The following is a 24,824-nucleotide window of genomic DNA, read 5'->3' as shown; positions in this document are numbered from 1 at the left end:
GACGATTCCCTACCGTCCCACCTTCACCGACTTCGGATCGAAGCCGAAGGGGAGCTCCAGGCGGTGTGCGTTCATGAGGTCCTCGTCGGCGAGCAGCTCGCCGGTCGCCCCGTCGGCCGCGATGACGCCCTCGCTGAGGATCAGGGCGCGCGGGCAGAGTTCGAGTGCGTACGGCAGGTCGTGCGTGACCATGAGGACCGTGACGTCCAACGACCGCAGGATGTCGGCGAGTTCGCGCCGCGAGGCCGGGTCGAGGTTGGAGGACGGCTCGTCCAGGACGAGGATCTCCGGCTCCATGGCGAGGACGGTCGCGACGGCGACGCGGCGGCGCTGGCCGAAGGAGAGGTGGTGCGGCGGGCGGTCCGCGAACCCCGCCATGCCGACCTGCCCGAGCGCCTTCATGACGCGCGCCTCCAGCTCGGCCCCCTTCATGCCCGCCGCCGCGGGCCCGAAGGCCACGTCCTCGCGCACCGTCGGCATGAACAGCTGGTCGTCGGGGTCCTGGAAGACGATGCCGACGCGCCGCCTGATCTCCGCCATGTGCTTCTTGCCGACCGGCAGCCCGGCCACCGTGACGCTGCCCGCGCCGCCGGTCAGGATGCCGTTGAGGTGCAGGACGAGGGTCGTCTTGCCCGCGCCGTTCGGCCCGAGCAGCGCGACGCGCTCGCCCCGCCCGATGGAGAGGTCGACGCCGAACAGGGCCTGGTGGCCGTCGGGGTAGGCGAAGGCCAGTCCGGCCACTTCGAGCGAGGGTGCGGTGGTCACAGGGTCCATCCCAACAGGCATACGAGGAGTGCGGCGGCCGGCAGCGCCAGGGCGTACGTCCACTGGGCGCGGGAGGCGGTGATCTCGTCGATGACCGGCATCGACCCGGCGTACCCCCGGCTGACCATGGCCAGGTGCACCCGCTCGCCCCTTTCGTACGAGCGGATGAAGAGCGCGCCGGCGGACTTCGCGAGGACGCCCCACTGGCGCACGCCCCGCGCCTCGAAGCCGCGCGACTCCCGGGCGATCTTCATGCGGCGCATCTCGTCGGTGATGACGTCCCCGTACCGGATCATGAACGAGGCGATCTGCACGAGCAGCGGCGGCAGCTTCAGGCGCTGGAGTCCGAGCAGGAGTTCACGCAGCTCGGTGGTGGCGGCGAGGAGCACGGAGGCGGCGACGCCGAGGGTGCCCTTGGCGAGCACGTTCCAGGCGCCCCACAGTCCGTTGACGCTGAGGGAGAGGCCGAGCACGTCGACCCGCTCGCCCTGCGCGACGAAGGGCATGAGGACCGCGAACGCCACGAACGGGATCTCGATGAGCAGCCGCTTCAGCAGGAAGCCCGCCGGGACCCGGGCGGCGTACGCCACCGCGCCGAGCAGCGCCGCGTACAGCGCGAAGGCCCACATCGCCTCGCGCGGCGTGGAGACCACCACGACCACGAAGCAGAGGACCGCGGCGAGCTTGGTGTGCGGCGGCAGCGCGTGCACCGGCGAGTGGCCGTGCCGGTAGAGCCGGTGGGCGTGGCCCGCGCCCATGTCAGGCGCTCTCGGATTCCGGTACGGCGGCCGGAGAGGCGTCGTCCGTGCGGCGGCGGCGCAGCGCCCAGAAGACCGCCGACCCGGCGACGACCGTGACGCCGACGCCGATCACGCCCGCGAGGCCGCCGGACAGCCGGGCGTCGGTGATGTCCTTGACGCCGTAGTCGGCGAGCGGCGAGTCCGCGGTGGCGTGCTCCTCGGCCTTCTTGTCGATGCCCTTGTCGTGGGCGACCTTCTCCAGGCCGTCGGGGTTCGCGGAGGCGTAGAAGCTGACGAAGCCCGCGAGGACGAGGGAGGCGACGATGCCCGCGATCCACACCGGGCGGGTGGAGCGGGCGGCGACCGGTGCGGGCCCGGCGGCCGGCGCGTCCACCAGCTCCCCGCCGACCCGCAGCTTCAGCGGGGCGGTCAGGCCCCGGGCCCCGTACACCAGGTCGGGCCGCACCGCGACGACCGCGCCGACGGTGAGCGCGGTGATGGCGGCCTCGCCGATGCCGATGAGCACGTGGACGCCGACCATGGCGGTGGCCACCTTGCCGATGGACACGTCGGTCGTGCCGCCGACGGCGTAGATGAGGGTGAAGGCGACCGCGGCGGCGGGCACGGAGAGCAGCGCGGCGGCGAAGGAGGCGACGGTGATCGAGCGGCGCCCGCGCGGCAGGACCTTCACCAGGCCGCGGAAGACCAGATAGGCGACGACGGTCGTGACGATCGCCATGTCGGAGATGTTCACGCCGAGCGCGGTCAGGCCGCCGTCCGCGAAGAGGATGCCCTGCATGAGCAGGACGACGGAGACGCAGAGGACCCCCGTGTAGGGGCCGACGAGTATCGCGGCGAGCGCGCCGCCGAGGAGGTGTCCGCTGGTGCCGGCCGCGACGGGGAAGTTCAGCATCTGCACGGCGAAGATGAACGCCGCGACGAGCCCCGCGAGCGGCGCGGTCCGCTCGTCCAGTTCGCGCCGCGCGCCCTTGAGGCTGACGGCCACGGCTCCCGCGGCGACGACCCCGGCGGCCGCCGAGACCGGGGCATTGATGAATCCGTCGGGGACATGCATGCGCGCGCTCCTGGGCAGGGGCCCTGGGCAGGGCAGATCACTCGTGAACCGTTCTGGCCAACCGTTCAATGATGTGGCTTGTTGCAAACCGCTTGCAAGAGCGCTTCGGTTCCGATAATGCAAAACCGAGCCGGAGCAAAATTCCGTACATATGGGACATTAGGTAGTGAGGTGCCCGAACGGATGAGGAGTTCCGCGATGTCCGCAGTCGAGCAGTACGCACGAGCCCACCTCGTCACGGACTCCTCCGAGGGACACCGCGCCGTCCCCGTCGTCCTGCACTACGACGCGGAGGCCGACCCGCACGCGGTGCGGATCGGCCTCCCTGGTTCCCGTGACCGGATCTTCGCCCGGCAGCTCCTCGAACAGGGGATGCGGGCCCCGGTGACCTCGGGCGACGTCCACGTATGGCCGTGCGGCCGGGTCCAGACCGTCGTGGAGTTCCACGACGGCGAGGGCGACGGGGTGACGGTCGTGCAGTTCGACGCCTCGGCGCTGCTGCGCTTCCTGCGGCGTACGTACGCGGCGGCGGCCACGCCCGTCACCCACTGAGCGCGACCGCCGCCCCGTCACCCCCTGAGCGCACGGCTCAGACGCGGGCCAGCTCCCGGTCGGCGTCCGGGTCGTCCTGACCCGCGGCCCGGCCGGCGTCCCTCTCGGCCTCCGTACGCAGGCCCTCGCCCTCGACGTCGACGTTCGGCAGCGCGCGGTCCAGCCACTTCGGCAGCCACCACGCCTTCTTGCCGAGCAGCGCGAGGACCGCGGGCACCAGCGCCATGCGGACCACGAACGCGTCGAAGAAGACGGCGATCGCGAGACCGAAGCCGATCATCTTCACCATCTGCTCGGACGAGCCGATGAAGCCCGCGAAGACCGCGATCATGATGACCGCCGCCGCGGAGACCACCCGGGCGCCGTGCCGGAATCCGGTCACGATCGCCTGGCCGGGACGCTCCCCGTGGACGTACGCCTCACGCATGCGCGTCACGAGGAAGACCTCGTAGTCCATCGCGAGGCCGAAGACCACGCCCACCATGAAGATCGGCATCATCGACATGATCGGTCCGGTCTGCTCGACCCCGAAGAGCGAGCCGAGCCAGCCCCACTGGAAGACCGCGACGACCGCGCCGAGGGCCGCGAGGACCGAGAGCAGGAAGCCGAGGGCCGCCTTGAGCGGGACCAGGATCGAGCGGAAGACGATGATCAGGAGCAGGAAGGCCAGACCCACGACCAGCGCCAGGTAGGGCACCAGGGCGTCGTTGAGCTTCTGCGAGACGTCGATGTTCATGGCCGTGGTGCCGGTGACCATGATCTCGGCGCCCGAGTCGGACTTGATCTTCGCGCCGGAGTCGCGGATCGAGTGGACCAGGTCCTCGGTCTCGATGCCGCTGGGCTTGGAGGACGGGACGACGCTGACGATCGCGGTGTCGCCCGCCTTGTTGAGCATGGGCGGGGCGACGGTCAGGACGTCGTCGAGCCCGGCGATCGTCTTCTGGATCTCCCCGGCCGCCGCCTTCGGGTCGTCCGCGCCCTTGAGGTCGCCGACGACCATCAGCGGGCCGTTGAAGCCGGGCCCGAAGCCCTCCGAGACCAGGTCGTACGCCTTGCGCTGGGTCGTGGACGTGGGCTGCGCGCCGTCGTCCGGCAGACCGAGCTCCAGCTTCGAGACCGGCAGCGCCGCGGCGCCCAGGGCCACGATGCCGACGAGCAGCACGGCGATCGGGCGGCGGACCACGAAGCGGGCCCAGCGGGTGCCCATGTTCTGCTTCTCCGCGCCGGCCTCCGCGGCCTTCCTGCCGCCGCCGAAGAGACGGCTCTTCTCGCCCGCGGGCAGCACCCGCTTGCCCGCGTACCCGAGCAGCGCCGGGATGAGCGTGAGACCGATGAGGACGGCGATGACGACCGTGCCGGCCGCGGCGAAGCCCATCTTGGTGAGCATCGGGATGTTGACCACGGCGAGGCCGACCAGCGCGATGACCACGGTGAGTCCGGCGAAGACGACCGCCGAGCCCGCGGTGCCGACGGCGCGGCCCGCCGCCTCCTCGCGGTCGCGGCCCTCGGCGAGTTCGCCGCGGTAGCGCGAGACGATGAAGAGGGCGTAGTCGATGCCGACCGCGAGGCCGATCATCATCGCGAGCGTCGAGGTGGTGGTGCCGAGGTCGAGCGCGTTGGCGAGGGCGGTGATCGTCGAGACGCCGATGCCCACGCCGATCAGCGCGGTGATCAGCGGCAGTCCGGCCGCGACCAGCGAGCCGAAGGTGATGATGAGGACGACCGCGGCGATCGCGATGCCGATGACCTCGGTGGCGCCGGTCTCGGGCATGGCCACCAGCGCGTCGCCGCCGACCTCGACCGTGAGCCCGGAGTCGCGCGCCTTGTCGACGGTCTTCTCCAGCGCGTCACGGTCGTCGTCGGTCAGCTCCATCGCGGTGACCTTGTACGAGACCGAGGCGTACGCCGTGGAGCCGTCCTTGCTGACCGTCTTGGCCTTGAAGGGGCTGTCCGCGCGGGCCACCTGGTCCGATCCCGACCCGAGCGCGGCGACGGTCTTGTCGATCTCGCGCTTGTTGGCCGGGTCCGTCACCTTCTCGCCGTCGGGGGCCTTGAAGACGACACGGGCGCTCGCGCCGTCCGCGCTGGCCTCGGGGGCCCGCTTCTCCAGCAGGTCGAAGGCCTTCTGCGCCTCCGTGCCGGGGATCGAGAAGGAACTGGACGAGGCGGTGGGCGCGGACGCCGCGCCGACCCCGGCGAGGGTCAGCAGCGCCACCCAGATCAGGGCGACGAAGTGCCGTCGCCGGAAGGCTAGTTTGCCGAGTTTGTAGAGGAAAGTGGCCACGGAGGCGTACTCCCGGTCAGGTCGTGGTGGCTGCAGCGCGGGGTGCTGCAGGGCAGGGGGTGTCAGCCCGACGACGTGAGCGGTCGCGTCAGGAACAGGGGGTGGTGAGGGGTGCGGTGGGTCAGACGCCGAGGGCGGGGAGGATCACGGCGTCGATGTACGAGGCGAGGAACTCGCGGTCGACCGGGCGGTCCTCGATGAGGTCCCGGGCGGCGAAACCGCCGACCATCATGTGGACGACGTACTCCAGCGCCGGGTTGTCCGCGGCCACTTCGCCGCGCTCGACCGCCCTGCGCATCAGGTCGTTCAGACCCGTGAGCTCCGGCTCGATGAGCAGGTTCCGCAGCGCCTGGTGGAGTTCGGGGTTGTCGTGGATCGCATGGAACAGACCCCGCATCAGCGCGGCGTCCTTCTCCATCTGGCAGTCGTCCGAGCGGCTCACCATCTCGTACAGGTCGCCGCGCAGCGAGCCGGTGTCGATGTCCGCGAGGGACGCCGGCTTGTTGTGCCGCAGCGCCTTGGCGATCAGCTCCGGCTTGCTCCCCCACTGGCGGTAGAGGGTGGCCTTGCTGGACCGCGTGCGGGTGGCGACGGCGTCCATGGTGAGGGCGTCGTAACCCACCTCGCGGAGCAGGTCGAGCACGGCCTCGTACAGCTCGGCCTCGCGCTCGGGCGTGATCCTGCTGCGCCGCGTCGTCGTCGGTTCAGCCATGATCCGCACCTCCTGCCCCTCGACGTCCCACCGCGGAACGAAACGGTTTCGTACTTCGTACGCGAAGACTGTATCCCCTCCCCTTAACGAAACGAAACGGTTTCGTACGTGTGCTGCGTCACGCGGCCGGCGCGGTGCCGCACCACGCGCCCCGTCCCGCTCCGCCACGGCTCAGCGTCACCCCCGTCACGAGTTGCCGGTGCCCCCGGTGCGGAAAAGCATGGTGAGGTGACCGACGCGCGCGACGAAGCCCAGGACGAGCAGGCCTACCTGCGATTTCCCCACCTCAGCGGCGACCGCCTCTGTTTCGCCGCCGAGGACGACCTGTGGGTGGCCCCCCTCACCCCCGAGGGCGCCCCCGCCGACCGGGCCTGGCGGCTCACCGTCGACCGGACCAAGGTGAGCCACCCCCGCTTCTCGCCCGACGGCCGCCACATCGCGTACACGACCTGGCGCAGCCTCGACCCGGAGATCCACCTCGCGCCGGTCGGCGGCGGGCCCTCGCGCCGGCTGACCTACTGGGGCTCCACCGACACCCGGGTCTGCGGCTGGTCCCCCGACGGCGACATCCTCGCCGTCTCCTCGCACGGCCAGCCCTTCTCGTACTTCTGCTGGGCCTACAGCGTGCCCGTCGACGGCTCGCCCGGCGGCAAGCTGCCCTGGGGCCCGGTCTGGGACATCGCGATCACCGACGACCTCGCCGACGGCGACGCCGAGCGCAAGACGCTGCTCCTGACCGGCAAGCCGCCGCACGAACCCGCCGCCTGGAAGCGGTACCGGGGCGGGGCGACGGGCCGCCTGTGGATGCACGGCGAGCAGCTGCTCCCCGACCTCGACGGGCATCTGGACGCGCCCATGTTCGTCGGCGGACGCATCGCCTTCCTCTCCGACCACGAGGGCGTCGGCAACCTCTACTCCTGTCGGCCCGACGGCTCCGACCTGCGCCGCCACACCGACCACGACGCCTTCTACGCCCGGCACGCGGCCAGCGACGGCACCCGCGTCGTCTACCAGTGCGCGGGCGACATCTGGCTGGTCGACGACCTGACCGCCGACTCGGTGCCGCGCCGGCTCGACGTGCGGCTCGGCGGGCCGCGCACCGGGCGGCGGTCCTACCAGGTGCCGGCCGCGCAGCACGTCGACGCGCTCTCCGTGGACACCACGGGCCGGGCCAGCGCCGTCGTCGTGCGCGGCTCCCTGTACTGGCTCACGCACCGCGACGGGCCCGCCCGCACCATCTCCGACACCCCGGGCGTACGCGTACGGCTGCCCGAGATGCTCGGCACCGGCGGACAGGTCGCCTACGTCACCGACGCCGAGGGCGAGGACGCCGTCGAGATCGCCTATCTGCCGCGCGCCAGCGGCGACCGCGAGCCGCGCAGGCTCGCGAGCGGGGAGCTCGGCCGCGTCCAGGAACTGGTCGCCGACCCCGACGGCGAGCGCCTCGCCATCGCCTCCAACGACGGCCGCCTGCTCCTCATCGACGCCACCGAGGACTCCAACGGCGAGGTCACCGAGCTGATCCGCTCCATCAACGGCCCCGTCCGCGACCTCGCGTTCTCCCCCGACGGCGCCTGGCTGACCTGGTCCCACCCCGGCATCGGCCGCTCCCTGCGCCAGATCAAGCTGGCCCGCATCGAGGGGCCCGGCGCCCGCACCATCGTCGACGTCACCAACGGCCGCTTCGAGGACGAGAACCCCGTCTTCACCCGCGACGGCCGCTATCTCGCCTTCCTCTCCTGGCGCGGCTTCGACCCCGTCTACGACGTGCACACCGGCGACCTGTCCTTCCCGCTGGGCTGCCGCCCCTACCTCGTCCCCCTGTCGTCGGCGACGCCCTCGCCCTTCGCGCTGCTGCCCGACGGGCGCCCGGCCGCCGGGGGCCTGGACCCGGACGACGGCGGCTCGGGCGACGGCACCACGACCGTGGAGGTCGAGGGCCTGGAGGCGCGGGTCACCCCGTTCCCCGTCGCCGCGTCCAAGTACTCGGCCCTGTACCCCGTCAGCGGCGGCGGCCTGGTCTGGCTGCGCTGGCCGATCTCCGGCGCGCTCGGCGAGACCTTCGCCAACCCCGCCGACACCTCGGGGCGGCCCACCCTCGAATACTTCAACATCGCCAAGGCGAAGAAGTCCCAACTGGTGGACCACCTCGACTGGTTCGCGCTCAGCGGCGACGGCACGCGGCTCGTGGTCGTCGACGAGGGCGACCTCAGCGCCGTGCCCTCCACCGAGCAGGGCGACGGCGACTCCACCGTCTGGATCGACCTGCGCCGCATCCTGCACGAGGTCGACCCGGCGGCCGAGTGGCGCCAGGCCTACGCCGAGGCGGGCCGCATCATCCGCGCCTACTTCTGGGAACCGGGCATGTGCGGCATCGACTGGGACGGGGTGCTCGCGCAGTACCGTCCCCTCGTCGAACGCGTCGCCTCCCCCGACGAGTTCGCGGACCTGCTGCGCGAGGTGCTCGGCGAACTGGGCACCTCCCACGCGTACGTCTCCGCCGCGCGGCGCAACGAAGGGCCGCCGCACTACCAGCGCGCCATGGGCCTGCTCGGCGCCAACCTGGTGCGCAGGGACGACGGCTGGATGGTCAAGCGGATCCTGCCCGGCGACTCCTCCGACTCCAAGGCGCGCTCGCCGCTGGCCGGCGCGGGCATCCGCGAGGGCGCGGTGCTCACGCACATCGACGGGCGCGCGGTCGACCCGGTCACCGGCCCCTACCCCCTCCTCTCGGCGGCGGGCGGCACGACGGTCGAGCTGACCTTCCAGCCCGCGGAGGGCGAGGGCCGCGCGCGCCGGGTCGCGATCGTGCCGCTCATCAACGAACGCCCCCTGCGCTATCAGGACTGGGTGGCCAAACGCCGTGCGGTGGTACGGGAGTTGAGCGGCGGCAAGTGCGGGTACCTGCACATCCCCGACATGGGCGGCTCGGGCTGGGCGCAGTTCAACAGGGACCTGCGCCTGGAGGTGTCGCGCCCGGCCCTGATCGTGGACGTGCGCGGCAACGCGGGCGGCCACATCAGCGAGCTGGTCATCGAGAAGCTCACGCGCACGATCCTCGGCTGGGACCTGACGCGCAACGCCCAGCCCGTCTCGTACGCCACGAACGCCCCGCGCGGCCCCGTGGTGGCCCTCGCCGACGAGGCGACGTCCTCGGACGGCGACATGATCACGGCGGCGTTCAAACTGCTCTCGCTCGGGCCCGTGGTCGGGCAGCGCACCTGGGGCGGCGTGGTGGGCATGACCGGGCGGCACACGCTCGGCGACGGCACGGTGATCACCGTGCCGATGAACGCGGGGTGGTTCGACGCGTACGGGTGGTCCGTGGAGAACCACGGCGTCACCCCGGACCTGGAGATCCTGCGGACGCCGCTGGACTGGGCGGAGGGCCGGCACGCCCAACTCGACGACGCGGTACGGCTGGCGCTGGACCTCCTTGAGCAGCACCCGGCGGCGACCCCGCCGGGCTACGGGGACGTCCCCGACCGCCGCAGGCCCCCGTTGCCGCCCCGCCCCGCATGATCGAAATGCGCTGAATGTCCGTGCGTGTCAACCTGGTCGAGGCCCAATCCCCTCACCCACAACGGGAGTGAATCGCATGGGCATCAAGGACCAGTTCCAGGACAAGGCCCAGGACCTCGCCAACAAGGCGAAGGACGCCATGGGCGGCGCCCAGGACGAGGCGAGCGAACGCGCCTCGCAGGCCCAGGACCAGGCGAGCGAGCGCGCTTCGCAGGCCCAGGACCAGGCGAGCGAGCGCGCTTCGCAGGCCCCGGACCAGGCCCGGGAGGCAGCGCAGGAACAGCAGGACAAGTTCGACCAGAACTACGACGCGTGACGCTGCGCTGCGCCTGAACCACGAAGGGGCCCCCGGGACGCCGGGGGCCCCTTCGCGTGTGCCGGGGCGCGGCCTGTCCGGCTCCGGCTCGGCCGGTGCCGGGCCGTTCCACTGCGGGTCGGCCGCTCGTCTGCGGGACGGCACACACGCGCTCCCCGCCGCCTCCGCGGCGGAAGCTCCCCACCCACCCGCCCTTCCTCCACACCCGGCGACAAGGAGCGTCACGGAACCGAACACCCCACCACCACCTGCCAACTGAGGCACAGGGCAAACAGGCTGCCCCGCTCTCCCCTCGCTCCCCCGCCCAGCCACTACCGCCCAAGGCCCACAGGCCTCCCCGCCCCTACCCAGCCCCTGAGGCACAGGGCAAACAGGCCTCCCCGCCCCTACCCCGCCGCTGAGGTGCGGGGTAAACGGGTGGGTGGGTGGGAGAGATCCGCCGCGGAGCGGCGGGACAGGGTCGGCCCCCACCGGCCCGCAGGTACAAGGGAGCCCCCGCCCGCAGGCGCAGGGGAGCCCCGGCCCGTCGGCGCAAGGGGCCCCGTCGGCGCAAGGGGGCCCCGTCGGCCCGCAGGCGGAGGGGAAACTCCACGGCCCGCGCGTGGATGCGAGGTCAGCCGCCGGTGCGGACCCGCTCGTCCGCCGAGCCCCCCGCCCCCACGAGCCCCGTGGAAATCGCGCCGAGCCGCGGCTCGAAGCGGCGCATCTCGCGTTGGCCCACCGCCCCGATGACGCCGGGCAGGTAGCCCCGGATGCCCTGCATGCCCCGCAGCCACCACTGCGCGTACACATGGCTGGAGCGGCGCTCGATGCCGGCGACGATGCGGTCCACCGCGGGACCGAGCGGGTACGTCTTGTTGGACGGCCACGGCAGCCGCTGCCGCAGCTCCCGCATCACGTCGTCCTGGTCCGCGCCCCGCACCATGTCAGTGTCGGTCCAGGACAGATAGCCGACGCCGACCTTGACGCCCTTGTAGCCGACCTCGGCCCGCAGCGCGTGCGCGTACGCCTCGACGCCCGACTTCGACGCGCAGTACGCCGTCATCATCGGCGCCGGTGTGATCGCGGCGAGCGAGGCGATCTGGAGGAGGTAGCCCCGGCTCTCCATCAGGACGGGCAGGAACGCCCGTCCCGTCACCGCGCTGCCGATCAGGTTGACCTCGATGACGCGGCGCCACGCCTCGGGGTCGGACTCCAGGAACGGCCCGCCGTTGGCGACGCCCGCGTTGGCGACGACGATGTCGACCTTCCCGAACCGCTGCTTGACCTCCTGCGCGACCCGCGCCATCGCCACGTGGTCCGTGACGTCCGCGTGCCAGTGGTCGGACTCGGTGTGCAGCCGCTCCGACACCTGCTTCAGCTCGTCCGGCTCCAGGCCCACGAGCGCGACCTTGGCGCCCCGCGCCGACAGCTTGCGGGCGAGCAGCTCGCCGACCCCGCGCGCCGCGCCCGTGACGACCGCGACCTGTCCCTCCAGGCTGACCCTGCTCATGCGCCCTCCTTGACCTGAACGTCCTCGACCTGCACGTATGTCCCGACGAGTTCCCTGATCCGCTCGGTGACCGCCTCCGGCGCCTCCACTGGCGTCATGTGCCCGGCCCCGGTCAGCTCGGTGAGCCCGAGGCACTGCGGCAGCGCGGCCGCGAGCCGCCGCGCGTGCACCACGGGCGTGAGCCGGTCGGCCGTACCGGCGATGACGGCGGCGGGCACCCGCAACTCGCGTACCTCGGCGTCCAGTCGCAGCAGGTCGAGCACGTGCGACCAGCCGTGCCGCACCCGCGTCGGGCACGCGTGCACGATCCGCGCGCACGCCTCCACCTTCTCCGGCGCCGAACCGGGGCCCATGGTCGCGTACTTGAGGATCTTCCTGGCGACCGGAGTCACCGGCCCGAGCGGCGCCCGCGAACCGAGCACCGACCGGGTGATCCGCGTCCGCAGCCGCCCGGCCCGCAGCGGCAGCACGGTCGCCTCGGCGACCAGGTCCGAACTGCCCGTGCTGCACAAAAGGACGGCGGCGACGTGCTCCCGGAAGCCCTCCCGGCCGCCCGCGGCCATGATCGTCATGCCGCCCATGGAGTGGCCCGCGACCACGGCCCGCTCGCCCGGCGCGAGCGTCGCGGCGAGCACCGCCTCCAGGTCGTCGGCGAGCGCCCGCGTGCTGTACCCGTCCGGGTCCGCCGGCGCGGCACTGCGCCCGTGCCCCCGCTGGTCGTACGCGATCACCCGGTGGTCGGCGCCGAGGGCACGTATCTGCGCCGCCCAGAACGCCGTCGAACAGGTCCACCCGTGCGCGAGCACCACGGCGGGCGCCCCTTCGGGGCCGTGCACCTCGACGTGGACGCGGGCGCCGTCGGCGGACACCGCGGACAGCTCGCGCGCGGCCGCGGGCGGCGCGTAGGGCCCGCTGATGACATGGGTCAGCCGGCTCATGCGCCCGCCTCGACCTTCTTGGACCCGCCCTTGCCCTTGCCCGTACCGGACGTGGCCCCGTCGACGACCGTCAGCGCCTTGGCCGGCTTCGGCTCGCGCAGCACCTCGTACTCGGACAGGTCCACCCGCCGTGTCGCCGTGCGGAACTCGGTGGTCGTGCCGGGCCACACCGTCGTGTTGACGCCGTTCTCGTCGAGGTACCAGCTGTTGCAGCCGCCGGTGTTCCACACGGTGCGCTTCATCCGCTGCTGCACCCGCTCGTTCCACCCGCGCACGGCGTCCGGCCGGGCGGCCAGCGCGGCACGCCCGCCGAGCACGTCCAGCTGGCGCAGATAGTCGGCCATGTAGTTCAGCTGGGACTCGATCATCAGGATCATCGAGGAGTTCCCGAGCCCGGTGTTCGGGCCGATGATCGTCATCCAGTTGGGGAAGCCGGCCGCGGTCGCGCCGCGCAGCGCGTTCATCCCGTCCTTCCAGGTCTCCATCAGCGTGAGGCCCTCGTCGCCGATCACCCGGTCGGCGATCGGCATGTCCGTCACGTGGAACCCGGTGCCGAAGATGATCGCGTCGACCTCGGTCTCCGTGCCGTCGGCGGCGACGACCGTGCTGCCGCGCACCTCGCTCAGGCCGCTCGCGACGACGTCGACGTTGGGCTTGGCGAGCGCCGGATAGTAGGCGTTGGAGAGCAGGATCCGCTTGCAGCCGATGCGGTACGTCGGCGTCAGCTTGGCCCGCAGCGCCGGGTCCTTGATCGCGCGCGCCATGTTCCGCTTGGCGATCTGCTCGATCATGCCGAGCTCGTTGGGCCGCTTGGTGAACGCCTGGACCTGGAGCTCCCGGATGCCCCACAGGATGCCGCGCCGGGCCTGCGTGGTGAACGGCAGCTGCTTGTGCAGCCAGCGCTCGACGCCGGAGATGGCGCGGTCCGCGCGCGGCATCACCCACGGGGGCGTGCGCTGGAAGAGCGTGAGCCTGCCGACCTGCTTCTGGATCTCGGGCACGATCTGGATGGCGGAGGCGCCGGTGCCGACCATCGCGACGCGCTTGCCGCGCAGGTCGTAGTCGTGGTCCCAGCGGGCGGAGTGGAAGACCTTGCCCGGGAAGGTGCCGATGCCGGGGATGTCCGGCGTCTTCGGGTCGGAGAGCGGCCCGGTGGCGGAGACGACGACGTCGGCGGTGAGGCTGCCGTTGCTGGTCTCGATCTCCCAGCGCAGCCGCTCGGCGTCCCAGCGCATCTGCGTCACCTCGGTGCTGAGGCGGATGTGCGGGCGCAGCCTGAAGGTGTCGGCGACGTGCTCCAGATACTCCCGGATGTGCTCCTGGCCGGAGAAGGTGCGCGGCCAGTCGGGGTTGGGCGCGAAGGAGAACGAGTACAGGTGCGAGGGCACGTCGCAGGCGCAGCCCGGATAGCTGTTGTCGCGCCAGGTCCCGCCGACCGCGTCGGCCCGCTCCAGGACCACGAAGTCGGTGATGCCCTCGCGGCGCAGCCGCACGGCGGCCCCAAGGCCACCGAAGCCGGACCCGATCACCGCCACCCGTACGTGCTCCTGCTCGCGCCCCTGCTCAGGGCCACGCTCGCGCTCGGCCATGCCGCCGCCTCCCGAAGTACCCGACTCTGCCAGTAACCACTGGCGCAATCCGGAGCGTAGAACACCTGCGTACTCATGGGTAGGGGCTGGGCGGAGGAAAGTTACCGGCGGTACGACATAGGCTTCCGGCGTGGCAGACCGAGGAGACCGACCCGAAGGCGAAGGCGGCGTGCGCGAGTACCGCATGGAGGAGCTGGCCGAGCAGGCCGGCATCACCGTGCGCACCGTGCGCTTCTACCGCGAGCGCGGGCTGATCCCGCCACCGCGCCGCGAGGGCCGCATCGCCTGGTACGACGACCACCACCTGGCCCGGCTGCGCACCATCGCCGCCCTCCTGGAGCGCGGCCACACCCTCAACGGCATCGCCGAGCTGTCCGACGCCTTCGACAAGGGCCGCGACGTCGGCGAACTCCTCGGCCTCGGCGAGCCGACCGAGGAACAGCCGGTCCGCCTCACCCCGGAGGAGCTCGCCGACCACTTCGCGGGCGAGGTCACCGCGGAGAACCTCGTCGCCGCCCTGGACCTCGGCTACCTCGGCACCGACGGCGACGAGCTCGTCCACATCAGCCGCCGCCTCCTGGAGGCCTCATCCACCCTCGTACGCAAGGGAGTTCCGCTGTCGGCGGTCCTTGAGGCCGGGCAGCGCGTACGCGAACACGCCGACGCGCTCGCGGAGTTGTTCATCTCGGTCATGCGCACCCACCTCCCCGACAGCGCCGAGGTGGACATCGAGCTGCTCCGCCCGCTCGCCAAGAGCGTGGTGGAGGCGGAGCTCTCGATGGCACTGGACCGCAGGCTCAACCAGTCCTGACCGGCCCCCGCCCCTCGGCCATCCTCAGCAGGGCAGCCACCAACGCGCCTTGTAGATACCGCCGTTGACCAGCTTGTAGGCACCGGCGGGCCGGTGGACGCTCACCGTCGTCGTCCACCACGTCTCCCCCAGGCCGCTCTCCGGCACGGTGGTGACGGCCTGCCCGGTGCGCGGGTCGTTGCCGACGGCCTTCACCGACTTGCGGGAGATCTCCGCCGCCCCGGCGAAGTCCTGCACGAAGGCGCCGCCGCGCTTGTCGTACTGGAAGACGGCCGCGTTGGTCGTCACCCACAGCCGCCCCGGCCGCCCGGCCACCGGGAAGAGGTCGTGCCCGCCGGGCGTCTTCCCGGGCGTGCCGACCGGCAGCCCGACCGCGGACACCTGCTCCAGCGTGGGCCGCGCGGGCGTCCCGCCCACCGCGTACGTCACCAACTCGTCGTCGCCGAGCGCCCAGAGCACCTTGCGCGCCCCGTCCCAGTGCAGCCCGTGCGCGCCCTTGAGGACCGCCTCCGCGTACCGCGTGGCCCGCGGGCCCTGCGAGGCCGCGTACAGCCGCACCAGCGCGCCCGTGCTGCACGCGACCGCCACATTGCCGTCGGGCAGGATCTCCGCGCTGTGCGGATTGAACAGGTCGTCCCCGGGCCCGAGCGCCGCGCCCCAGTACCGCCGGCCCGTCGGATGCTCGACGACGGCCACGAAGCCGAACGACGCCGTCGTCAGGACGTATCTGCGCTTGCGGTGCACCCGCACCTTCGCCTCGCTCGGATACACCCAGCTCACGTCCGGACGCAGGTCCTCGTAGCGCGGATCGCCGAGCGGCGAGAACTGCCACCGCACCACCGACGGATCGGCGGCCGGGTCCCAGACGCGCCGCCCCGGATCCAGCACGAGGACGCGCCTGCTCGCCTGCTCGGTCAGCAGAACGGGCGGCGTACCGGCGGGAACCCCGCCGGCGCCGCCCGCCCCGTACGCCGCGTACGCCTGCGCGGCGGGCAGCGCCGCCACGGTCCCGGCACCCGCCGCGCCCAGCAGCAGGGCACGTCTCGAAGGCATGCCTGACATGAAGTCCCCCCGGACCCTTGGCAGTTGGTCGTGCACTTCGTCATGTACGCGACCGCAATCTGCCATGCCGGGCGGGCCCGGGACAGCCTTCCGCCGGACTTTGTGACCGGCCCCCGTGGACTCCTACAGGTCGTAGACCACCGTCACGGGCGCGTGGTCGCTCCACCGCTCGGCGTGGGTCGCGGCCCGCTCCACGTACGCCTTCACCGCGCGTTCGGCGAGGCCCGCCGTGGCGACGTGGTAGTCGATGCGCCAGCCCGTGTCGTTGTCGAAGGCGCGGCCCCGGTAGGACCACCACGAGTAGGGGCCCTCGACGTCCGGGTGCTGCGCCCGCACGACGTCCTCGTACTCCGCGAAGACCTCGTCCAGCCAGGCCCGCTCCTCGGGCAGGAAGCCGGAGTTCTTCTTGTTGCCCTTCCAGTTCTTGAGGTCGGCCTCGCGGTGGGCGATGTTCCAGTCGCCGCAGACGACGACGTGGCGCCCCTCGGCGGCGGCCCGCGCCTTGAGCTCCTTCAGGTACACGAGGAACTCGTCCATGAACCGGATCTTCTCGTCCTGCCGCTCGGTGCCGACCTCGCCGGAGGGCAGGTACAGGCTGGCGACGGTGACGCCCGGCAGGTCGGCCTCGACGTACCGGCCGCTGCCGTCGAACTCCTCGGACCCGAACCCGACCCGCACCCGGTCCGGCTCACGGCGCGTGTACAGCGAGACTCCGGCGCGCCCCTTCGCGGCGGCGGGCGCGTGCACGACGTGCCAGCCCTCGGGGTCCCGCACCTCGTCCGGCAGCTGCTTCTCCTCGGCGCGCACCTCCTGGAGGCACAGCACATCGGCCGAGGTCCCGTCGAGCCACTCCACGAAGCCCTTCTTGGCGGCGGCCCGCAGCCCGTTCATATTCACGCTGGTCACAGTGAGCATCCCGGCACGATACCGGCACACTGGACGGCACGGCCGCCACGACCAGCACGACCGCGACGACCGCCACGGCCACCCCGGCCACCACGACACCGCATAGAAGTACGATGAAACGCATGACTATCCAGCAGCACTCTCCGGACACTGCCGTCCACCTGCGCACGGTGACCTTCGCGCACCCCGACGCGATCAGACTCAACGACCGCGTCCAGCTCGAATACGCGGAGCGCTACGGCGACGAGGGCGACGTCACGCCCCTCGACGCGTCCATGTTCGAGCCGCCGCGGGGCCTGTACGTCATCGCGTACGACGGGAACGGCACCGCGCTGGCCACGGGCGGCTGGCGCAGCATGGACAGGAACGGCGAGGGCTACGAGGACGGCGACGCCGAGCTGAAGCGGATGTACGTCACCCCCGAGGCCCGCGGGCTCGGCCTCGCCCGGCGGATCCTGGCCGTCCTGGAGGACGACGCGAAGGCGGCGGGCCGCGTCCGCGTGGTCCTGGAGACGGGCACGAAGCAGCCGGAGGCCATCGCCCTCTACGCCTCCAGCGGCTACACCCCGGCCCCGCGGAAGTTCGGCCACTACCGCTTCGACGACCTGAGCCTCTGCTACGTGAAGCCCCTCTAGTCGGCCGGGACACGCCCAAGAGGACTACCGAACGGCCGACCGCAGGTCGAACTCCGCCAGTGCCCCGCCCCCGGCGGGGTTGCTGAAGCGCAGTCCGGCCCCCAGCACCCCCGCCTGCCCCTGCACGATGGTCAGCCCGAGACCGAGCCCCACCCCTTTCTCCCCGCCGCCGCTGCGGAACCGCTGCGGCCCCCCGGTCAGCAGCGCCTCCGGGAACCCGCCGCCGGAGTCCCGCACCCGCACCACCCCGCCGTCGACCTCGACGGCCACTGGCGCCGCCCCGTGCCGCAGCGCGTTGCTGACGAGGTTGGCGACCACCCGCTCCACCCGCCGGGGATCCGTCTCCACCTCCACGTCCCGGACGACCTCCACGCTCACCCCGTCCGCGCCCGCGGCCCCCGCCGCGGCCGACCTGCGCACCAGTTCCCCCAGCCCGCACACCTCGGCCGCGGCCTGCTCCCCCGCCCCGTCGAGCCGCGCCACCTCGATGACGTCGTCGACCAGCGCCCGCAGCCGTCCCGCCGACTCCCGCACCAGCTCCGAAGGACGCCCCGGCGGCAGCAGCCCCGCCGCCGTGACCATGCCGGCCACCGGCGTCCGCAGCTCGTGCGCGATGTTCGCCGTGACCTCGCGCTCCGCCTGCAGCCGCGCCGCGAGCGCGTCGGCCATCGTGTTCACGGCGGACGCGAGCTGGGTGATCTCGTCCTTGCCGTGCAGCGGGAGCCGCGCCGTCAGATCGCCGTCCGCGATGCGCCGCGCCGCCCTGGCCTTCGTGGTGAGCCGCCGCCCGAGCCGGGTGGCGACGAGCAGCCCCGCCACACACGCGAGCGCCGTCCCGATCCCCCCGGAGATCCACAGCACCCGGTCCAGGTCCCGTACGGTGTCGGCCTCCCGGTCGTAGGGCCGCTTGAGCGCGACGGTCTCCTTGCCGTACTTGCTCGCCGCCCACAGCTGCGGCACCCGCCCGCCGCGGTCCAGATAGACGCCCCAGTTCCCCTTGCCCACCGCGGCGGCGAGCGGCGCCGGCAGATCGGCGGGGTTGATGAGCGTGCGGTCGCCGTCGATGCCCGCCGCGTGGTCCTGCACGGCCGTCTGAAGCCGGTCCCCGATCTGGCTGCGCGCGCCCGCGTACTGCGCCTCGACCGTGCGGTGGTGCACGAGGAGCCCCATCACGACGGACACCACGGCCGCGGTGCCCGCGATGGCGATCCCGATCTTCGTACGCAGTCCCATGCCGCTCCCAGCCCCCTCAGAACTCCGGAACCGACAGCCGGATCCCCTGGAACTGCACGTTCACCGCCGCCGCGGGCAGCTCCTCCGGCTTCACCGGCTCGACGGTCGCCCGCCGGTAGTACGCCACCCGCTCCTGCCGCTCCAGACCACTGAGCGTCAGCGTCGCGGCGTACGGCCGGTCGGCGCACCCGGGCAGACACCATTCGCCGCCGAGCTCCCCGGTGGCGCGCGCGGTCGGCCCGCCCCACTCCTTCCAGCTCAGCGCGGACAGGACGACGGACTCGGTGAGCCCCACGGACGTCGGCCGCTGCAACGGCTGCCCCATGGCATCGGCGAGATAGACGGGCCCGGTCACCTTCGAGGGCCGCAGCGCGGGCCCCTCGACCCGCAGCCCGCCGGGTTCACCGCAGCCGCCGACGAGGACGACGGCCAGCGCGGCGCCACAGGCGGTGAGGGTGGTCCTGACGGGGCGCGGCATGGATCAAATGTATCCATAACGGAAAGAAGCACACATGAGAGAGGAATCGACCAGTCGCTCATGGGGTACGCGCAACGCAAAGATCCCGCCCAGTTCGATGAACTGGACGGGATCTCATGTGCAGTGGACCTGAGGGGATTTGAACCCCTGGCCCCCTCGATGCGAACGAGGTGCGCTACCGGACTGCGCCACAGGCCCTTGCAACGAGTGAAACTCTAGCATCCCCATCCGGGTGCTTGGAAATCCGTTCCTGGCTGGTCAGCCAGGGGGACCTCACGACGCCTCACTCGTTGGCCGCGCGGGGCCGATCGCCTTCGGCGTACTGGTCGAAGAGCGGGGTGCGGCCGCGCTCGCGGGCCCGCCGCGCGGAGGCCGCCCGGCGCTTGTCGCTGCGCTCGCCGGAGACCTCGGTTCCCTCGGCGCCGTCGGCACCGTCGACGTATCCGCCGTCGTCCTCGGCGGCGTCCGGGGTCTCCGCGACCGGCTCCGCCGTGCTCGACCGCGCCGAGCTCCAGGCGTCGGGGGCGCCCAGGTCGACGCTGCCGGTGGCACGCGGGGCGACCGGCGCCGTCACATAGGTCGGCAGCGGCACCGGGACCGGGTCCCAGCTGTCGCCGCGCCCGGGACCGCGCTGCCGCTCGCGCTGCTGGTCGACCCACTCGGCGTGGTCGGTCTGCTCGACGAGGGCGCGGCGGTCGGCGGCGAGCGCGGACAGACCGGTCTCCGTCTCGGGCGCCGGCCCCTCCTCCGCCTCGTCGACGACGGGTTCCGCGGGCGCGGGCCTGCGGCGCGGCTGCCGTTCGCGCAGCCGCTGCGCCGCGGCCTCGGCCCGGCGCCGGTCCATCGTGTAGGTGAAGCGCCGCCGCTCCTGGCCGCGCAGATAGACGATGTACGCGCTCAGCAGCACGGCGGGCGCGGCGGGCGCCCACAGGAAGGCGAGCCCGCCGACGGCCGCGACGATCGCGCCGACCGAGAAGGCGAGGAAGAGCAGCACCGTCGTGCGCCGGCGCCGCGCGAGCACCTTGGAGCGCCGGGCGCGCGCGGCGGCCTCCGCGGAGGGCACGCGCCGCGCGGGGTGCGCCGGGGCCGCGGGCCTGACCGGGGCCTTGGCCCGGGGGGCCGGTTCCGGTTCCGGCTCGCGTTCACGCTCGCGTTCGGGTTCGCGCTCCGCCGTTCCGGCCGGGGGCGCGACGAAGCCCCGGACGTCCACCGAGTCGGTGATCACGTCCGGTTCGTCGCGCGACTCCCCGTCCTCCGGCGAGCGCGCTTCCAGGTCCTTGGCGTATCGGCGCTCCATGCCCGCCCGTCCGGACAGCAGCCGGATGGCGGTGCTGAAGCGTTCCGTCGGACGGGCTTCGTTCAGCTCGTCCTGCCTACGGAGCCACATCGGCACCAAGTAGGCGGCCCAGGCCCCGACGATGACTGCGTAGATGAGGCCGCTGCTGCTCACGCTCACACGGTAGAGGGGTTTCCGTGAGGCCATCTGCCAATTGGGCCGGTGTGTCGCACGATCTGGCTGATATCTCGAACTTTTTTTGTGACTGATGCGATCAACAGGCCGTCGACAGCGTGAAATTAATGCCTGAGACAAGACTCATACGAGCCTCGGACGGTCGTTCGGCGATCAATTTCGAACACTTATTTCATTTATGAGGTTCGAGATCGGGTCTAGGCGGTGTTCCGAGGTCGGGCCTGGTGCCAGCGGCGCAACAACCCTTCCGGTACCTCTTCGGCCGTGAGCGCGAAGACGAGATGATCCCGCCAGGCGCCGTCGATGTGGAGATAGCGGGGGCGGAGCCCCTCCTCACGGAATCCGAGTTTCTCCACGACCCGCCGGCTCGGCGCGTTCTCGGGACGAATACAGACCTCGATGCGGTGCAGCCCGACCGCGCGGAAGCAGTGGTCGACGGCGAGCGCGACGGCGGTCGGCATCACGCCGCGGCCCGCGACGGACTCGTCGACCCAGTACCCGACGTGGCCCGAGCACATCGATCCCCAGGTGATCCCGGCGACCGTCAACTGTCCGACGAGGCGGCCCTGGTACTCGATGACGAAGGGCAGCATCCGGCCCGCGTTGGCCTCCGCGCGCAGATGACGGACCATCTGGCGGTAGGTGGGGCGGTGCACGACGGGGCCGCTGGCCGTGGGCGGCGGGATCGTCGCCTCCCAGGGGCGCAGCCAGTCGCGGTTGCGCCGGTTGACCTCGCGCCAGGCCCGCTGGTCGCGCATCTTTATGGGACGGAGGACGATGTCGCCGTCCGTCAGCTCGACGGGCCAGGAAGGGCTGTTCAGCTCGCACCCCCTGAGGGTCTGGGATGGTCGCCGCCGCGCAGCTGGTCGACCGCGTGCTTCAGGAGCGGCTCCAGGACGGCCAGGCCGTCGCGTACGCCGCCGGTGGAACCCGGCAGGTTCACGATGAGCGTCCGGCCCGCCACTCCCGCGACGCCGCGCGAGAGCGCGGCCGTGGGCACCTTGTCCCTGCCGTACGCGCGGATCGACTCCGCGATGCCGGGCACCTCGTGGTCGATGACGTGGCGGGTGACGTCGGGGGTGCGGTCGGTGGGCGAGATGCCGGTGCCGCCGGTGGTGAGGATGACGTCGTAGGCTGCCTCGACGCCCGCGCGCAGGGCCAGTTCGACGGGGTCGCCGTCCGGGACGACCCGCGGTCCGTCGACGGCGAAGCCGAGCGCGGCGAGCCCCTCGGCGAGGATCGGGCCGCCCTTGTCGGCGTAGACCCCGGCGGCGGCACGGTTCGAGGCCGTGACAACGAGTGCGCGGTAGGACGCGCTGTGCTCGCTCATCCCTCTGCCCCCTCGGAGCCTTCGGAGCCCCGTGCTTCCCCGGGACCCTCTGCTCCCTCACGGGTCCAGTGCCCCGACTTGCCGCCCGTCTTCTCCTCCACGCGGACGTCCGTGATGACGGCGCCCTTGTCGACGGCCTTGACCATGTCGACGACCGTGAGGGCCGCCACGCTCACCGCGGTGAGGGCCTCCATCTCGACGCCCGTGCGGTCCGTCGTCCTGACCGTGGCCAGGATCTCGACCGCGTCGTCCGCCACGGAGAGGTCGAGCTTCACTCCGGAGACGGCCAGCGGGTGGCAGAGGGGGATCAGGTCCGGGGTGCGCTTGGCGCCCATGATCCCGGCGATCCGCGCGGTGGCCAGCGCGTCGCCCTTGGGCACGCCCTCGCCGCGCAGCAGCTCGATCACCCGCGGCGAGACGAGGACGCGGCCGCTGGCGCGCGCCGTGCGCGCGGTGACGTCCTTCGCGGACACATCCACCATGCGGGCCGCGCCCGCCTCGTCGATGTGGGTCAGTCGCTGCTGCTCAGGGCCGGGGGTCTCCCCCCGGGAAATCGCGGTCATGTGCTGTGGCGCTCCCGGTCCGGGCCCCGCGCGGTGCGGCGCGCGCGGGCCTGTTGTGCGCGACACGGTACCTCGCGAACGGCCCTCTCAGCCGAGCAGGACCACGTCGACGTCCGCGCCCGGCTCCACCGACGTGGCGTCCTCGGGGACGACGATCAGCGCGTCCGCGTGCGCGAGGGCGGCGATCAGGTGCGAGCCCGAGCCGCCGACGGGCGTCACGCCGCCCGTCTCCTCGTCGTACCGCCCCCGCAGGAACTGGCGGCGGCCCGCCGGCGAGTTCAGCGCCTTGTCGGAGCGCAGCTTCGCGCGCGTGGTGGGCCGGTGCACGTCCGGCAGGCCCATGAGGGTGCGGATCGCGGGACGGACGAAGATCTCGAAGGAGACGTACGAGGAGACCGGGTTGCCCGGCAGCGCGAGCAGCGGGGTGTGGTCGGGGCCGATGGAGCCGAAGCCCTGCGGCTTGCCCGGCTGCATGGCGAGCTTGCGGAACTCCACGCCGCTGCCCGCCCCGATGCCCTCCTCCTCGTCCGGGTCGCCGATGGCGGTCAGGGCCTCCTTGACGACGTCGTACGCGCCCACGCTCACGCCGCCCGTGGTGACCACGAGGTCGGCGCGGATCAGCTGGTCCTCGATGGTGGAGCGCAGCGTCTCGGCGTCGTCGGCGACCGCGCCCACGCGGTAGGCGATGGCTCCGGCGTGCCGGGCGGCGGCGGTGAGGGCGAAGCTGTTGGAGTCGTAGATCTGGCCGCTCGCCAGTTCCTCGCCGGGCTGGACCAGTTCGCTGCCGGTGGACAGGACGACCACGCGCGGGCGGGGGCGCACCTTCACCGTGCCGCGGCCGATCGCGGCGAGCAGGGCGACCTGCGGGGGGCCGAGGACCGTGCCCGCGCTCAGCGCGCGGTCGCCTGCCCGGACGTCGCTGCCCTGCGCGCGTACGTGCGCGCGTGCCTCGGCGGGGCGGTGCACACGGACCTCTCCGGAGGCGCCCTCGGGGGCGGCGCTGTGGGCGCGCATCCCGGAGACGGGGCCCTCGCCGAGGCCTCCGTCGGTCCACTCCACGGGGACGACGGCCTCGGCGCCGGGCGGCAGCGGGGCGCCGGTCATGATGCGGGCGGCCTGGCCCGCGCCGACGGTGGGCTGCTCGCCCGCGCCCGCGGCGACGTCGCCGATGACGCGCAGGACGGCGGGGAACTCCTCGCTCGCGCCCGCGACGTCGGCGACCCGCACCGCGTACCCGTCCATGGAGCTGTTGTCGAAGGGCGGCAGCGAGACGGGCACCGTCACGTCCTCGACCAGGACGCAGCCCTGGGCGTCGAGGAGTTGGAGCTCGATCGGTTCGAGCGGGCGGACGGTCGCGAGGATGTCGTCCAGATGCTCCTCCACCGACCAGAGGTGGTCCTGGCCGGTGGTCGGTGTCGTCGTGCTGCTGCTCAAAGTGCTACATCTCCTCGGTGACGTAACTGCGAAGCCAGGCCTGGAAGTCCGGGCCCAGATCTTCACGTTCGCACGCGAGTCTGACAATGGCACGCAGATAGTCGCCGCGGTCGCCGGTGTCATAGCGGCGGCCCTTGAAGACCACGCCGTGCACCGGGCCGCCGACCTTCTCGTCCGCGGCCAGCTGCTGGAGGGCGTCGGTGAGCTGGATCTCGCCGCCGCGGCCCGGCTCGGTCTTGCGCAGTATGTCGAAGATGTGGGGGTCCAGGACATAGCGGCCGATGATCGCGTAGTTGCTGGGGGCGTCCGCGGTCTCGGGCTTCTCCACCAGGTCGGTCACCTTGACGACGTCGCCGTCCCCGGTCGCCTCGACGGCCGCGCAGCCGTAGAGGTGGATCTGCTCGGGGGCGACCTCCATCAGCGCGATGACGCTGCCGCCGCGCTGCTCCTGGACCTCGACCATGCGGGCCAGGAGCGGGTCGCGCGGGTCGATGAGGTCGTCGCCGAGGAGCACGGCGAACGGCTCGTGGCCGACGTGCGGCGCGGCGCACAGGACGGCGTGACCGAGCCCCCTGGGGTCGCCCTGGCGGACGTAGTGCATCGTCGCCAGGTCGCTGGACTCCTGGACCTTGGCGAGCCGGGCCTCGTCCCCCTTCTTCGCCAGGGCCGACTCCAGCTCGTAGTTGCGGTCGAAGTGGTCCTCCAGGGGGCGCTTGTTGCGGCCCGTGATCATGAGGACGTCGTCGAGACCCGCGGACACGGCCTCCTCGACCACGTACTGGATCGCCGGCTTGTCGACGACCGGGAGCATCTCCTTGGGAGTCGCCTTGGTCGCCGGCAGGAAGCGCGTGCCGAGGCCCGCCGCGGGGATGACCGCCTTGGTGATCCTGGGCGTGGGGGGGTGAGACTCAGTCAT

Annotated in this window: 23 protein-coding genes and 1 tRNA gene; 5 read left to right on the top strand and 19 right to left on the bottom strand. The window is 72.4% G+C overall.

Translation table 11 applies throughout. The features are described from left to right. Positions 1–9: 9 nt before the first annotated feature. From AB0L89_RS19610 to AB0L89_RS19600, 3 genes are read right to left on the bottom strand one after another with little or no spacing between them, the layout of a single operon-like run. Positions 10–774: an ABC transporter ATP-binding protein gene (locus AB0L89_RS19610; RefSeq protein WP_365142391.1), complete on the bottom strand. Its 765-nt coding sequence runs from the start codon at positions 772–774 to the stop codon at positions 10–12. Further along, entirely contained in the window at positions 762–1,523 is a 762-nt protein-coding gene (gene cbiQ, locus AB0L89_RS19605) for a cobalt ECF transporter T component CbiQ (protein WP_365142389.1), read from the bottom strand. Before cbiQ ends, AB0L89_RS19610 begins: the two co-directional genes overlap by 13 nt. 1 nt (position 1,524) lies before the next feature. Beyond that, positions 1,525–2,580 carry an energy-coupling factor ABC transporter permease gene (locus AB0L89_RS19600; RefSeq protein WP_365142387.1) on the bottom strand — a complete coding sequence of 352 codons (1,056 nt, stop codon included), beginning with the start codon at positions 2,578–2,580 and terminating at the stop codon, positions 1,525–1,527. Positions 2,581–2,778: 198 nt separating this feature from the next. Here AB0L89_RS19600 and AB0L89_RS19595 point away from each other — a divergent pair, with 198 nt between their 5' ends. Next, the gene (locus AB0L89_RS19595; protein ID WP_365142385.1) at positions 2,779–3,132 is read left to right on the top strand and encodes an SsgA family sporulation/cell division regulator; all 354 of its coding nucleotides are present in this window, start codon (positions 2,779–2,781) and stop codon (positions 3,130–3,132) included. Positions 3,133–3,169: 37 nt separating this feature from the next. Here AB0L89_RS19595 and AB0L89_RS19590 read toward each other — a convergent pair whose 3' ends face one another. Together AB0L89_RS19590 and AB0L89_RS19585 are read right to left on the bottom strand one after the other, a co-directional pair. Then, positions 3,170–5,416 carry an MMPL family transporter gene (locus AB0L89_RS19590; RefSeq protein WP_365142383.1) on the bottom strand — a complete coding sequence of 749 codons (2,247 nt, stop codon included), beginning with the start codon at positions 5,414–5,416 and terminating at the stop codon, positions 3,170–3,172. Positions 5,417–5,537: 121 nt separating this feature from the next. Then, positions 5,538–6,128: a TetR/AcrR family transcriptional regulator gene (locus AB0L89_RS19585; protein ID WP_365142381.1), complete on the bottom strand. Its 591-nt coding sequence runs from the start codon at positions 6,126–6,128 to the stop codon at positions 5,538–5,540. A 228-nt stretch (positions 6,129–6,356) separates the two neighbouring features. Here AB0L89_RS19585 and AB0L89_RS19580 point away from each other — a divergent pair, with 228 nt between their 5' ends. After that, positions 6,357–9,650 carry a S41 family peptidase gene (locus AB0L89_RS19580; protein WP_365142379.1) on the top strand — a complete coding sequence of 1,098 codons (3,294 nt, stop codon included), beginning with the start codon at positions 6,357–6,359 and terminating at the stop codon, positions 9,648–9,650. Between the two features lie 76 nt (positions 9,651–9,726). Then, positions 9,727–9,966 (top strand): hypothetical protein, encoded by a 240-nt coding sequence (locus AB0L89_RS19575; protein WP_365142377.1) that lies wholly within the window; start codon positions 9,727–9,729, stop codon positions 9,964–9,966. 613 nt (positions 9,967–10,579) lie between these two features. Here AB0L89_RS19575 and AB0L89_RS19570 read toward each other — a convergent pair. The 3 genes from AB0L89_RS19570 to AB0L89_RS19560 are packed head-to-tail and all read right to left on the bottom strand — an operon-like array spanning position 10,580 to position 13,985. Then, positions 10,580–11,458 (bottom strand): SDR family oxidoreductase, encoded by an 879-nt coding sequence (locus AB0L89_RS19570; protein WP_365142375.1) that lies wholly within the window; start codon positions 11,456–11,458, stop codon positions 10,580–10,582. Further along, positions 11,455–12,396, bottom strand: a complete 942-nt coding sequence (locus AB0L89_RS19565; protein WP_365142373.1) for an alpha/beta hydrolase — start codon at positions 12,394–12,396, stop codon at positions 11,455–11,457. Before AB0L89_RS19565 ends, AB0L89_RS19570 begins: the two co-directional genes overlap by 4 nt. Next, positions 12,393–13,985 (bottom strand): NAD(P)/FAD-dependent oxidoreductase, encoded by a 1,593-nt coding sequence (locus AB0L89_RS19560; RefSeq protein WP_365142371.1) that lies wholly within the window; start codon positions 13,983–13,985, stop codon positions 12,393–12,395. Before AB0L89_RS19560 ends, AB0L89_RS19565 begins: the two co-directional genes overlap by 4 nt. A gap of 184 nt (positions 13,986–14,169) precedes the next feature. On the opposite strand from AB0L89_RS19560, the gene AB0L89_RS19555 reads away from it, so the two are divergent. Beyond that, positions 14,170–14,796, top strand: a complete 627-nt coding sequence (locus AB0L89_RS19555) for a MerR family transcriptional regulator (RefSeq protein ID WP_365142696.1) — start codon at positions 14,170–14,172, stop codon at positions 14,794–14,796. Positions 14,797–14,820: 24 nt separating this feature from the next. Here AB0L89_RS19555 and AB0L89_RS19550 read toward each other — a convergent pair whose 3' ends face one another. Then, positions 14,821–15,849 (bottom strand): DUF6528 family protein, encoded by a 1,029-nt coding sequence (locus AB0L89_RS19550; RefSeq protein WP_365142369.1) that lies wholly within the window; start codon positions 15,847–15,849, stop codon positions 14,821–14,823. 132 nt (positions 15,850–15,981) lie between these two features. Next, positions 15,982–16,773: an exodeoxyribonuclease III gene (locus AB0L89_RS19545; protein WP_365142367.1), complete on the bottom strand. Its 792-nt coding sequence runs from the start codon at positions 16,771–16,773 to the stop codon at positions 15,982–15,984. A 113-nt stretch (positions 16,774–16,886) separates the two neighbouring features. Between AB0L89_RS19545 and AB0L89_RS19540 the strand changes: the two genes are divergently transcribed. Then, the gene (locus tag AB0L89_RS19540) at positions 16,887–17,399 is read left to right on the top strand and encodes a GNAT family N-acetyltransferase (RefSeq protein WP_365142365.1); all 513 of its coding nucleotides are present in this window, start codon (positions 16,887–16,889) and stop codon (positions 17,397–17,399) included. A 24-nt stretch (positions 17,400–17,423) separates the two neighbouring features. Here AB0L89_RS19540 and AB0L89_RS19535 read toward each other — a convergent pair whose 3' ends face one another. From AB0L89_RS19535 to galU, 9 genes are all read right to left on the bottom strand, one after another. Beyond that, the gene (locus AB0L89_RS19535) at positions 17,424–18,632 is read right to left on the bottom strand and encodes a HAMP domain-containing protein (RefSeq protein WP_365142363.1); all 1,209 of its coding nucleotides are present in this window, start codon (positions 18,630–18,632) and stop codon (positions 17,424–17,426) included. Positions 18,633–18,648: 16 nt separating this feature from the next. Next, complete coding sequence (locus AB0L89_RS19530) at positions 18,649–19,110, bottom strand: hypothetical protein (RefSeq protein ID WP_365142361.1); 462 nt, start codon at positions 19,108–19,110, stop codon at positions 18,649–18,651. A gap of 124 nt (positions 19,111–19,234) precedes the next feature. Beyond that, positions 19,235–19,308, bottom strand: a tRNA-Ala gene (locus AB0L89_RS19525). Between the two features lie 85 nt (positions 19,309–19,393). Then, positions 19,394–20,560: a gephyrin-like molybdotransferase receptor GlpR gene (glpR, locus tag AB0L89_RS19520; RefSeq protein ID WP_365142359.1), complete on the bottom strand. Its 1,167-nt coding sequence runs from the start codon at positions 20,558–20,560 to the stop codon at positions 19,394–19,396. Between the two features lie 218 nt (positions 20,561–20,778). Beyond that, positions 20,779–21,402, bottom strand: coding sequence for a GNAT family protein (locus tag AB0L89_RS19515; RefSeq protein ID WP_365142694.1), 624 nt, complete (start codon positions 21,400–21,402; stop codon positions 20,779–20,781). Further along, positions 21,399–21,911 carry a MogA/MoaB family molybdenum cofactor biosynthesis protein gene (locus tag AB0L89_RS19510; protein WP_365142357.1) on the bottom strand — a complete coding sequence of 171 codons (513 nt, stop codon included), beginning with the start codon at positions 21,909–21,911 and terminating at the stop codon, positions 21,399–21,401. Before AB0L89_RS19510 ends, AB0L89_RS19515 begins: the two co-directional genes overlap by 4 nt. Further along, a complete protein-coding gene (moaC, locus tag AB0L89_RS19505; RefSeq protein WP_365142355.1) occupies positions 21,908–22,474 on the bottom strand; it encodes a cyclic pyranopterin monophosphate synthase MoaC in 567 nt (188 codons plus the stop codon). The genes AB0L89_RS19510 and moaC overlap by 4 nt, the downstream gene beginning before the upstream one ends. Positions 22,475–22,561: 87 nt before the next feature. After that, positions 22,562–23,908, bottom strand: a complete 1,347-nt coding sequence (gene glp / locus AB0L89_RS19500) for a gephyrin-like molybdotransferase Glp (RefSeq protein ID WP_365142353.1) — start codon at positions 23,906–23,908, stop codon at positions 22,562–22,564. Between the two features lie 4 nt (positions 23,909–23,912). Next, complete coding sequence (gene galU / locus AB0L89_RS19495; RefSeq protein WP_365142351.1) at positions 23,913–24,824, bottom strand: UTP--glucose-1-phosphate uridylyltransferase GalU; 912 nt, start codon at positions 24,822–24,824, stop codon at positions 23,913–23,915.

Source organism: Streptomyces sp. NPDC052114 (genome assembly GCF_040680155.1).
In the GTDB taxonomy this organism is placed as follows: domain Bacteria; phylum Actinomycetota; class Actinomycetes; order Streptomycetales; family Streptomycetaceae; genus Streptomyces.
This window is presented reverse-complemented; position numbering and strand designations above follow the sequence as displayed.